This window comes from Streptomyces sp. NPDC057654 (assembly GCF_042800135.1).
Taxonomy (GTDB): Bacteria; Actinomycetota; Actinomycetes; order Streptomycetales; family Streptomycetaceae; genus Streptomyces.
The window spans coordinates 1-11,286 of sequence record NZ_JBHVHQ010000209.1; the positions used below are offsets into that span (position 1 = coordinate 1).

Genomic DNA, 11,286 nt, shown 5'->3' on the forward strand with positions numbered 1-11,286 from the left:
GCTCTGATGAGCCCGCCCGGCGATTGGTGTTTGTGGAGGGCGAGTGTGTGCCCTGTTCATGCCGGTCCGGGCTTGAGGACACCGTGCGGCGGATTTCGGCTGTTGCGCCTCGCCCTGGCGGGTGAGGGCGCGCCTTATTAAGCCCGTCCGGCGATTGAGGACATCCCGCGCGACGGCGCGGGCGAGGGGGTGCCCTTTGAGCCTGTCCGGCGATTGAGGACACCACCGCATGGCGGCTCGGGGGCACGGCCCCTCAAGCCCGTCCGGCGTTTGAGGACGCCCGTACGGCGAGTACGACGCATAGCGCGGCCAGCGGCAATTCTACGAGCAAGGCCATGGCCAGGGCGATGGTGAAGGCAGGGCCCACGGCGGCCGTCATGACGTCGAACCAGGCATCGGCCACCAGCAGCATCGCCGTGGCACCGGCAGCCGCCCCCCGGTGACGGTCCCGCCGTACGGTCAGGACGCCCGTACCGATGAGGGACAGGGCTTCCAGCGCGTCGAGGCCCACCCACACCGCCGGCCGGTGGGCGGCGGTGGCGAGGACGCAGAGCCAGGGGAGCAGGGCGAGGCCGCAGGCCACGAGGGCGTAGCCGAGGCGACGGGGACGACGGTCCGGCACCGTGGGGAACGTTGGCACGGCGCTTCGCAGCTCGATGACGTTCATGGGGACGGACTCCTCGTCGGCCGGTCGCTTCTGCACGGTGACCAGCCTCCGCCGCCGACGCGCCGCAGTCAGTAATGTGGATGTCCGTTCAGGGGTGGTACCAGCTATACCCCCGAAGCGGGCAACAGCGGCATGGTTCGGCCCCGACCGGCGCGCATACCGTTCTTCCATGCGTATCCCCACCGTCTGGCGACGGCACTTCGACGGTACCGGCGACGCCTCCGCGTTCGCCGTCGCGGGCATCCTGAACCAGTACGTGTTCGTGCTCGTCATGGCCGTGCCGTGGATCGTCTACGTGCCGTCCTCGATGATGGACATCCTCATGGCGATCGCCCTCCCGCTGCCCTTCGTCGCGGTCGCGTCGCCCGTGCTCACCGCCGGTCAGCGCCGCCGCTTCCGGCGCATGCGCGGCGTGATCATCCCGCGGCCGCCCGCCCGCGAGCGGACCCCGGAAGGCGACGGGCGCGGAACGTGGTGGCGGAACGTGCTCAGGTGGCTGCGGTCCCGTGCTACCGCCCGGGAACTCCTCTACCACCTGCTCCTGGGCCCCGCCGTCGCCTTCGCCGGGCTGCTCACCCTCCTCACGGGCCTCGCCTCGGCAGCGGCGGCCACGATCTACGTGTGGATCTGGGCGCTGCCTCTGCACTGGCGGCTCAGCTGGCAGGGCTACTCGACGGACGCCGCGTACATCACCGCCGCCGGCGTCGCCGCCCTCCTCGGCACGGCCTGGCTGACCGGCGCGCTCGCCCGCCTCGACACCCGCAACGCGATCGCCCTGCTCGGCCCCAGCCGGGAGGAGAAGCTCGCCCGCCGCGTCGAGGACCTCACCGAGAGCCGCGCGGGCGTCGTGGACGCGGCGGACGAGGAGCGGCGGCGCATCGAGCGCGACCTGCACGACGGCGCGCAGCAGCGCCTCGTGTCCATGGCCGTCAATCTCGGCCTGGCCAGGGCCACGCTCGGCGACCAACTCTCCGACCAGGCGCGGGCGGTGATCGACGAGGCGCACCGGGAGGCCAAGGAGGCGATCGCCGAGCTGAGCAACCTCGTACGGGGGCTGCACCCGGCCGTCCTGGAGGACCGGGGTCTGGACGCCGCGCTGTCCGGCATCGCGGCGCGCGCCCCGCTGCCCGTACGGCTGTCGGTGGACCTGCCCGCGCGGCCCTCCGCCACGATCGAGGCCGTCGCCTACTTCGTGGTCTCCGAGGCCCTCGCCAACGTGGTCAAGCACGCGCAGGCGGCGGAGGCGGCGGTCACCGTCGAACGGTTCGGTGGGACACTGCTGGTGGTCATCGCCGACGACGGCGTGGGGGGCGCGGACCCGGCCGCGGGCACGGGGCTCGCCGGGCTGGCCAAGCGCGTCGCGTCGGTCGACGGGACCTTCTCTGTCAGCAGCCCCCCTGCGGGCCCGACCATCGTCACCGTGGAGCTGCCGTGCGCGCTGTGATCGCCGAGGATTCCGTTCTGCTCAGGATCGGTCTGGTGAAGGTCCTGGAAGCGGCCGGATTCGAGGTGGTCGCGGAGGTGGGCGACGCCGAGGCGCTGCTGGCGGCGGTGGAGGAGCACCGGCCGGACATCGCCGTCGTCGACGTCCGCATGCCGCCGGGCTTCACCGACGAAGGCGTACGGGCCGCGCTCGTCATCCGGCGGCAGTGGCCGGGCGTGGCGGTGCTGCTGCTCTCGCAGTACGTGGAGGAGCGGTATGCGGCCGATCTGCTCTCCGCCAACACCAACGGCGTCGGCTACCTCCTCAAGCAACGGGTCGCCGACGTAGAGGAGTTCATCGACGCGCTCCGCCGCGTCGCGGACGGCGGCACGGCCCTCGACCCGCAGGTCGTCTCGCAGTTGCTCGTACGCCGCCACAGCGACCCCCTGGACCGGCTCACCCCGCGCGAGCGCGAGGTCCTGGAACTGATGGCCGGCGGCCGCTCCAACGCCGGGATCGCCGAGCAGTTGGTGGTGAGCGAGAGCGCGGTCGCCAAGCACATCAACAGCATCCTCGCCAAGCTCGACCTCCCCAAGGCGGACGCCGACCACCGCCGCGTGCTCGCGGTGCTGCGGTTCCTGGGCGTGGCCTGACCGAGCCCGAGGACCTACGCGCCCGTCACCGCACCGTTTTCGGCAGCCGCAAGCTCAGGGCCACCGTCACCGCCACCGCCACGAGCTGCGCCGCCAGCGTCACCGTCAGGGCGTCGCGCATGCCCATGGACGGGGCCAGGGACAGGAAGAGCGTGCCGAGGGTGGCCACGCCCAGGGCCATGAAGGACTGCTGCGTGGTGACGAGGACGCCGCCGCCCACACCGGCCTGGGCGACCGGGACCTCGCTCAGGATGATGCGTATGGTCAGCGGGAGCAGCAGGCCCTGTCCCAGGCCGAGGACGGCCAGCGCCGGGGCGGGGCCGATCGCGCCGAGGCCGTCCCAGCCCCAGTAGAAGGTCGCCAGGAGCGCGATCAGGCCCGTCGCCTGGATCAGGGCGCCCACCGTCACCGCGCGCGGGCCGAGGCGGCCCACCAGGCGCGGGCCGACCAGCGTGCCGATGAAGAACGTCACGCACAGCGGCAGCAGGGCCAGCCCCGCCGCGAGCGGTCCGAGCCGCAGCCCGTCCTGAAGTGCCACCGCGACGACGAACATGAAGCCGCCCCAGCCGAGCGAGAACGGCACCAGCATCGCGAGCCCGCTGCGCATCGACTGGATGCGCAGCAGCGACGGCGGCACCAGCGGTGTGCGGCCCGCGCGCTCCGCACGGCGCTCGACGATCACGAACGCCGTCGCCGCGAACGGGAAGACCGCCAGCAGCGCCCATGACCACACCGGCCACCCCGCCGCCCGGCCCTCCGTCAGCGGCAGCAGCAGCGAGACCAGCGTGATCGACAGCAGCGCCGTGCCGGGCCCGTCCACACGAGTCGGGTGCGCGGAGCGCGTCTCGGGGACCGTACGCACCGCGAGCAGCAGGGCGACGACCGCGACCGGCGCGTTGACCAGGAATATCGAGCGCCAGCCGGTCCCGAGGAGGTCGATGGAGACGAGCACGCCGCCGAGCACCTGGCCGACCGCGCTGGCCACGCCCGCCGTGCCGCTGTACATGCTCAGCGCCTTGCCGCGGCGCTGCCCGCTCGTGGTGGCCTGGATGGTCGCCAGGACCTGCGGCAGCATCAGCGCGGAGGCCGCGCCCTGCGCCACCCGGGCGGCCACCAGCGTCCAGGCGTCGGGCGCGAGCCCGCACGCCACCGAGGTCACGCCGAACGCCACCGTGCCCCACAGGAACAGCCGCCGCCTGCCGATCATGTCGCCGAGCCGCCCGCCGAGGACCAGCAGCACCGCGTACGCGACGCCGTACCCGCCGACGACCATCTCCAGCATCGCGGGGCCCGCGTGCAGATCGCGGTCGATCGTCGGCAGCGCCACATTGACGATGAAGAAGTCGATCATCGGCAGCGCCGCGCCGATCAGAATGGTGATCAGACCCAGCGGGGTCAGCGCGGGGGAGGAGGCGGCAGGAGAAGCGAGAGGGGCAGCCGAAGCGGAAGAAGTGGAAGGAGCGGATGCGCGGGGCTTTCCCCACGAGGTCGTGGTGGTCACAGAACGAGCTTCCTCGACCCCTCAACCAGGTACCAGTGTCTGCTTATGCTGGTACTGGCAGTACCTGGCAACCCCCTGAGCCCTCCGGCATCCTTGTCTCCATGACCACCATGGCGCAAGAATCCGGTCGCCTGGCGCAGGCCCCGGCACGCAGCACCGCGACCGGGCCCGAAGTCCGCCGCGACACCGGCGCCGAGGTCCGCCGCAGCGAGCTCGCCGCCTTCCTCCGCAGCCGCCGCGAGCGAATAACCCCCGAGCAGGCGGGCCTCGCCCGCGGCCGGCGCCGCCGCACCCCCGGCCTGCGCCGGGAGGAGGTCGCGCACCTCGCCGCCGTAGGCGTCACCTGGTACACGTGGCTTGAGCAGGCGAGGGACATAAGGGTCTCGGCGCAGGTGCTGGACTCACTGGCCCGCGCCCTGATGCTCGACCACAGCGAGCGCTTCCATCTCTTCGCCCTCGCCGGGACCGCCGACCCGCACCCGAACTCCGAGTGCACGGGCGTCTCCGAGTCGCTCCGCGCGATGCTCCGGCAGCTGGAGCCCTTCCCGGCCTGCGTGCAGAACAGCCGGTACGACATCCTCGCCCACAACCGCACGTACGGGCAGCTGATGTGCGACCTCGACGCGCTCCCGCAGGAGGACCGCAACTGCATGCTGCTGGCCTTCACCAACGCGGCCTGGTCGCAGAGCCTGGTCAACCGGGACGAGGTGGTCCGCTCGATGGCCGCCAAGTTCCGCGCCTCCATGGCCGAGCACCTCGCCGAGCCGGCCTGGAAGGCGATGCTCAAGCGGTTGCAGGACGAGTCGCCGGAGTTCCGTGAGCTCTGGGCGCGGCACGAGGTCGTACGGGCCACCACGCGCACCTGGATCTTCCGGCAGTCGCGGGTCGGGCTGCTGCGGATGCAGTACACCGCGCTGTGGACCGGCCCCAGTTCCGGCCCCCGGCTGCTGACCTACACCCCCGTGGACGAGGAGACCCGCGAGCGGCTGCACCGGCTTCACGAACTGGTGCTGGCGGGCCCGTCGTCGCGCTCGGCGGGGGAGGCCGGGGAGGTCTGAGGCCGCGGCGGGTCCTCGAAGAGGTCGGCCGCGTGGCGCGCCGTCCCCTTCGCCCAGCGCCCGGTGGTCAGCGCGCCCAGCAGCAGTACGGCCGTGCCGCAGCCGGTGATGATCCACCAGGCCGGGCGGCTCGCGTCCGTGAAGCCGCCCAGGCTGTAGTGGCCGCCGCCCACGCCCGACGCCAGCACCGCGCCGATCACCGCGACGCCCAGCGAGCCGCCGACCTGCCGGCTGGTGGAGGCGACGGCGGCGGCCACGCCCGCCTGGCTGCGCGGCATGCCGGACACCGCGGTGTTCGTGATCGGGGCGTTGACCAGCCCGAAGCCGATGCCGAACAGCACGTACCCGGTGAACAGCAGCGGCACGTGCGCCTCCCCCTCGAAGAGGGCGAACACCACCCCGCTGGCCGCCATCGCGGCCCCCGCGCACAGCAGGGACGGCCGCGGCCCGCGGCTGCCGACGAGCCGCCCCGACAGCGGCGCGAAGACCAGCGTCATGGCCGCCATCGGCAGCATCCACAGCCCGGCGTGCAGGGCCGAGAGCCCGCGCACGTTCTGGAGGTAGAGGGTGTTGAGGAAGAGGAAGCCGCTGAGCGAGGCGAAGGCGCAGACGGCGATGACCGTGGCGCCGCTGAACGGCGCGCTGCGGAAGAAGCGCAGATCGATCAGGGGCTGTACGCGCCGCCGCTCGTAGTACAGCAGCCCCGCGAGCGAGGCCGCGGCGACGGCCGCGCAGCCGATGATCAGCGGCGAGTCCCAGCCCGCGCCGGGGGCCTCGATGATCGCGTACGTGACGGCCCCGAGCACCCCGATGACCAGCAGCTGGCCCACGGGGTCGGGGCGGCGCGGCTCGGGGGCGCGGGACTCCGGCACGTACCGCATGGTCAGCACCAGCGCGGCCAGCCCGACCGGCAGATTGATCCAGAAGATCGACCGCCAGCCGACCGTCTGCACGAGCAGCCCGCCGACCACCGGCCCCGCGGCCATGCTGATGCCGACCACGCCGCCCCACACGCCGATCGCGCGGGCCCGCTCCCTCGGCTCGGTGAAGGTGTTGGTGATGATCGACATCGCCACGGGGTTGAGCATCGAGCCGCCGACGGCCTGGAGCATGCGGAACGCGACCAGCCAGGGCAGGCTCGGCGCCATGCTGCACAGCGCCGAGGAGACCGTGAAGATCACGAGACCGGCCTGGAAGACGCGGCGGCGGCCGATGCGGTCGGCGGTCGAGCCCGCGAGCATCAGCAGCGCGGCGAGGACAAGGGTGTAGGCGTCGATCGTCCACTGCATGCCGGAGACGCTGGCGCCCAGCTCCTTCTGCATGGAGGGCAGCGCGACGTTGAGCACGGTGTTGTCGAGACTGACGATCAGCAGGCTCATGCAGCAGATCGCCAGGACGAGCATCCGCCGACGGTGGTTCAGCTCGGACATATTCGAACGCTACAACGATCACCGATCCCCGGCTCCGGCGCGTCCCCTCCGAGGCTCCGCGGCCCCGGCGCGCCTTGTCGGATGACGGTGGGACGTGAGGCCCCGCCCAAGGTGCGGGACAATGGGAGGTCCGCCCAGTTCTCCCCGCGCAAGGAAGCCCCTCGATGACGCAGCTGAAGATCGGTCCCCACTCGGTGCAGCCGCCGGTGGTCCTCGCGCCGATGGCGGGGATCACCAACGCCCCCTTCCGCACGCTGTGCCGGGAGTTCTCGGGCGGCAAGGGGCTGTTCGTCAGCGAGATGATCACGACGCGGGCGCTGGTCGAGCGGGACGCCAAGACGATGCGGCTGATCCACTTCGACGGGACCGAGCGACCGCGCTCGATCCAGCTGTACGGGGTGGACCCGGCCACCGTCGGCAAGGCCGTACGGATGATCGTGGACGAGGACCTGGCCGACCACATCGACCTCAACTTCGGCTGCCCGGTCCCCAAGGTGACCCGCAAGGGCGGCGGCTCGGCCCTGCCGTACAAGCGCAATCTGCTGCGCTCGATCCTGCGCGAGGCCGTGACGGGCGCGGGCGGGCTGCCGGTCACGATGAAGATGCGCAAGGGCATCGACGACGACCACATCACCTACCTCGACGCCGGCCGCATCGCCGTGGACGAGGGCGTCACGGCCATCGCCCTGCACGGGCGCACGGCGGCCCAGCACTACGGCGGCACGGCGGACTGGGAGGCCATCGCGCGCCTCAAGGAGAGCGTTCCCGAGATCCCCGTGCTCGGAAATGGCGATATCTGGTCGGCGGACGACGCGCTGCGCATGGTCCGCGAGACCGGCTGCGACGGCGTCGTGGTCGGCCGCGGCTGCCTGGGCCGCCCCTGGCTCTTCGGCGACCTGGTGGCCGCCTTCGAGAGCGAGGGCACGGGCGACGGTACGAGTGGTGCGGACGGTACGGGCGTGACGTACGCGGCCCCCACGCTCGGCGAGGTCTCCCGCGTCATGCTGCGCCACGCGGAGCTGCTGGCCCGGTGGCTGGACAGCGAGGAGCGGGGCGTCATCGACTTCCGCAAGCATGTGGCCTGGTACACCAAGGGTTTCTCGGTGGGTTCCGAGATGCGCAAGCGGCTCGCCGTCACCTCGTCCCTGGACGAGCTGGGCGCTCTTATGAGCGAGCTGGATCTGGACCAGGCGTGGCCGGCGGGCGCGGACGGGCCGCGCGGGCGTACGTCCGGCCGCAACCGGGTGGTCCTGCCGGAGGGCTGGCTGGACGACCCGTACGACCGTGCCGAGGTGGGCGCGGAGGCGGAGTTGGACACGTCGGGCGGCTGACGTCCGTACGGACGGAGGCACGTCCGGATGGCGGAACGCGGGCGCGTGCGACGGCGTGATTCTCGCCACCTCTGATAGAGGTTACGCTCAGATGAGCGAAATTGGCCGGAGTGCACTTCCCAAAGGGTGGCACTGGGTGCCACCTCTATTGGGTTCGGGCGATCAAGAAAACGGTCACCGAGCGTCAGTGAGATCGAGAGGCGAGTGGCTGGGCGGAGTCTTCCGTTCGACAAGTGAAGGCGCTGGAGTCAGGTGTCGTCGTCACACGATCTTTCGATCTCGCGGCAGCAGAGTGGTTACGCCCGTACGTCGGCCAAGTGGACGTACCCAGACGCCTTCGATCTGGGTATGTTCCTCGCCGTCAGGGCAGCCGTCCGCGAGGAGACAGTCCCGTGCCGGAACAAGAAGATCGCCAGAAGTTCGTTTACGACTTCACCGAGGGCAACAAGGACCTGAAGGATCTGCTCGGCGGGAAGGGGGCCAACCTCGCCGAAATGACCAACCTCGGTCTGCCCGTCCCTCCGGGCTTCACCATCACCACCGAGGCGTGCAAGGTCTATCTCGACAGCGGCAGTGAGCCCAAGGCGCTGTGCGCCGAGGTGAGTGCGCACCTCGACGCCCTGGAGCGGCGGATGGGCAAGCGGCTCGGCCAGGCCGACGACCCGCTGCTGGTCTCCGTGCGCTCCGGTGCCAAGTTCTCCATGCCCGGCATGATGGACACCGTCCTGAACATCGGGCTCTCCGACGAGTCCGTGGCCGGGCTCGCGGCGCAGGCGGGCGACGAGCGGTTCGCCTGGGACTCGTACCGCCGCCTCATCCAGATGTTCGGCAAGACCGTGCTCGACGTCGACGGGGACCTCTTCGAGAGCGCGCTGGAGGACGCCAAGCACGCCAAGGGCGCCGCCACGGACGTCGACCTCGACGCGGCGGACCTCGAACAGCTCGTCGCGCGGTTCAAGGAGATCGTCGCCAAGGAGACCGGCCGCGACTTCCCGCAGGAGCCCCGCGAGCAGATGGACCTCGCCGTACGGGCCGTCTTCGACTCCTGGAACACCGAGCGGGCCAAGCTCTACCGCCGCCAGGAGCGCATCCCCGGCGACCTCGGCACCGCCGTCAACATCTGCTCCATGGTCTTCGGCAACCTCGGCCCCGACTCGGGCACCGGCGTCGCCTTCACCCGCGACCCGGCCAGCGGCCAGCAGGGCGTCTACGGCGACTACCTCCAGAACGCGCAGGGCGAGGACGTCGTCGCGGGCATCCGCAACACCGTGCCGCTCGCCGAGCTGGAGGCCCTCGACAAGGCGTCGTACGACCAGCTGATGCAGATCATGGAGACCCTGGAGACGCACTACAAGGACCTGTGCGACATCGAGTTCACCATCGAGCGCGGCCGGCTGTGGATGCTCCAGACGCGGGTCGGCAAGCGCACCGCGGGCGCCGCCTTCCGGATCGCGACGCAACTCGTCGACCAGGGACTCATCGACGAGGCCGAGGCGCTCCAGCGGGTCAACGGCGCGCAGTTGGCGCAGCTGATGTTCCCGCGCTTCGACGAGGAGGGAACCGGCGGCGGGAAAGGGGCGAGGCTGCTGGGCCGGGGCATCGCCGCCTCGCCGGGCGCGGCCGTAGGAAAGGCCGTCTTCGACTCGTACACGGCCGTCAAGTGGTCCCGGTCCGGCGAGAAGGTCATCCTCATCCGCCGCGAGACCAACCCCGACGACCTCAACGGCATGATCGCCGCCGAGGCCATCCTGACCTCGCGCGGCGGCAAGACCTCGCACGCCGCCGTCGTCGCCCGCGGCATGGGCAAGACCTGCGTGTGCGGCGCCGAGGAGCTCGAAGTCGACACCAAGCGGCGGCGGATGACGACGCCCGGCGGCACCGTCATCGAGGAGGGCGACACCGTCTCCATCGACGGCTCCTCCGGCAAGGTCTACCTCGGCGAGGTCCCCGTCGTGCCGTCCCCGGTCGTCGAGTACTTCGAGGGCCGGATGCACGCGGGCGCGGACGACGCCGACGACCTGGTCAAGGCCGTTCACCGGATCATGGCGTACGCGGACCGGATGCGCCGGCTGCGGGTACGGGCCAACGCCGACAACGCCGAAGACGCCTCGCGCGCCCGGCGGTTCGGCGCCCAGGGCATCGGCCTGTGCCGCACCGAGCACATGTTCCTCGGCGAGCGCCGGGAACTGGTGGAGCACCTGATCCTCGCCGACACCGAGGCCGAGCGGGAGGAGGCACTGGGTGCCTTGCTGCCGCTCCAGAAGGCCGACTTCATCGAGCTGTTCGAGTCCATGGACGGGCTGCCGGTGACGGTGCGGCTGCTGGACCCGCCGCTGCACGAGTTCCTGCCCGACATCACCGAACTGTCGGTGCGGGTCGCGCTCGCCGAGTCCCGCAAGGACCACAACGAGAACGACCTGCGGCTCCTCCAGGCCGTGCACAAGCTGCACGAGCAGAACCCGATGCTGGGGCTGCGCGGCGTCCGCCTCGGGCTGGTCATCCCGGGCCTGTTCACCATGCAGGTACGGGCCATCGCCGAGGCCGCGGCGGCCCGCATCGAGGCCAAGGGCGACCCGCGCGCGGAGATCATGATCCCGCTGGTCGGCACCGTCCAGGAGCTGGAGATCGTCCGCGAGGACGCCGAACGGGTCCTCGCCGAGGTCCGGCAGGCCACCGGCGCGGACCTGAAGCTCGCGCTCGGCACCATGATCGAGCTGCCCCGCGCGGCCCTGACGGCCGGTCAGATCGCCGAGGCCGCCGAGTTCTTCTCCTTCGGCACCAACGACCTCACCCAGACCGTGTGGGGCTTCTCCCGCGACGACGTGGAGGCGAGCTTCTTCACGGCCTACCTGGAGAAGGGCATCTTCGGGGTCAGCCCGTTCGAGACCATCGACCAGGACGGCGTCGGGACGCTCGTACGCGACGCGGTGCAGGCCGGCCGCGCCACCCGGCCCGACCTCAAGCTCGGCGTCTGCGGCGAGCACGGCGGCGACCCGGACTCGGTGCACTTCTTCCACGAGGTGGGCCTGGACTACGTCTCCTGCTCGCCGTTCCGTATCCCGGTGGCGCGCCTGGAGGCGGGCCGGGCGGCGGCGAAGTCGAAGGGCAGCGACAGCAGGTAGCCCTACAGCGGATAGCGACGACATGTAGGCGATGAACGGCGCGCGGGAGCGCGCGAGCAGAGACCACCGAGGCCGCCACCGGCAACCCCGACCCTCGTTCC

General features: G+C 71.4%; 8 protein-coding genes. 5 read left to right on the plus strand and 3 right to left on the minus strand.

The features are described 5' to 3' along the window. Positions 1-253: 253 nt before the first annotated feature. Complete coding sequence (locus ACFU99_RS17835) at positions 254-703, minus strand: hypothetical protein (protein ID WP_384392582.1); 450 nt, start codon at positions 701-703, stop codon at positions 254-256. 133 nt (positions 704-836) lie between these two features. Between ACFU99_RS17835 and ACFU99_RS17840 the strand changes: the two genes are divergently transcribed. Together ACFU99_RS17840 and ACFU99_RS17845 are read left to right on the plus strand one after the other, a co-directional pair. Next, on the plus strand, positions 837-2,111 hold the full coding sequence (locus tag ACFU99_RS17840) for a histidine kinase (RefSeq protein ID WP_384392586.1): 1,275 nt from the start codon (positions 837-839) through the stop codon (positions 2,109-2,111). After that, positions 2,099-2,743 (plus strand): response regulator, encoded by a 645-nt coding sequence (locus ACFU99_RS17845; RefSeq protein ID WP_384392588.1) that lies wholly within the window; start codon positions 2,099-2,101, stop codon positions 2,741-2,743. The genes ACFU99_RS17840 and ACFU99_RS17845 overlap by 13 nt, the downstream gene beginning before the upstream one ends. 25 nt (positions 2,744-2,768) lie before the next feature. Here ACFU99_RS17845 and ACFU99_RS17850 read toward each other — a convergent pair whose 3' ends face one another. Beyond that, on the minus strand, positions 2,769-4,244 hold the full coding sequence (locus ACFU99_RS17850) for an MFS transporter (protein ID WP_384392591.1): 1,476 nt from the start codon (positions 4,242-4,244) through the stop codon (positions 2,769-2,771). Between the two features lie 101 nt (positions 4,245-4,345). On the opposite strand from ACFU99_RS17850, the gene ACFU99_RS17855 reads away from it, so the two are divergent. After that, positions 4,346-5,302: a helix-turn-helix transcriptional regulator gene (locus tag ACFU99_RS17855; RefSeq protein ID WP_384392595.1), complete on the plus strand. Its 957-nt coding sequence runs from the start codon at positions 4,346-4,348 to the stop codon at positions 5,300-5,302. On the opposite strand, the gene ACFU99_RS17860 is transcribed toward ACFU99_RS17855, so the two are convergent. Beyond that, positions 5,242-6,732, minus strand: coding sequence for an MFS transporter (locus tag ACFU99_RS17860; RefSeq protein ID WP_384392598.1), 1,491 nt, complete (start codon positions 6,730-6,732; stop codon positions 5,242-5,244). The two genes, ACFU99_RS17855 and ACFU99_RS17860, sit on opposite strands and share 61 nt — an antisense overlap. A gap of 164 nt (positions 6,733-6,896) precedes the next feature. Here ACFU99_RS17860 and dusB point away from each other — a divergent pair, with 164 nt between their 5' ends. Both dusB and ppdK read left to right on the plus strand, forming a co-directional pair. Beyond that, a complete protein-coding gene (dusB, locus tag ACFU99_RS17865; RefSeq protein ID WP_384392600.1) occupies positions 6,897-8,063 on the plus strand; it encodes a tRNA dihydrouridine synthase DusB in 1,167 nt (388 codons plus the stop codon). 392 nt (positions 8,064-8,455) lie between these two features. Beyond that, positions 8,456-11,185, plus strand: coding sequence for a pyruvate, phosphate dikinase (ppdK, locus tag ACFU99_RS17870; RefSeq protein ID WP_384392603.1), 2,730 nt, complete (start codon positions 8,456-8,458; stop codon positions 11,183-11,185). Positions 11,186-11,286 lie beyond the last annotated feature (101 nt).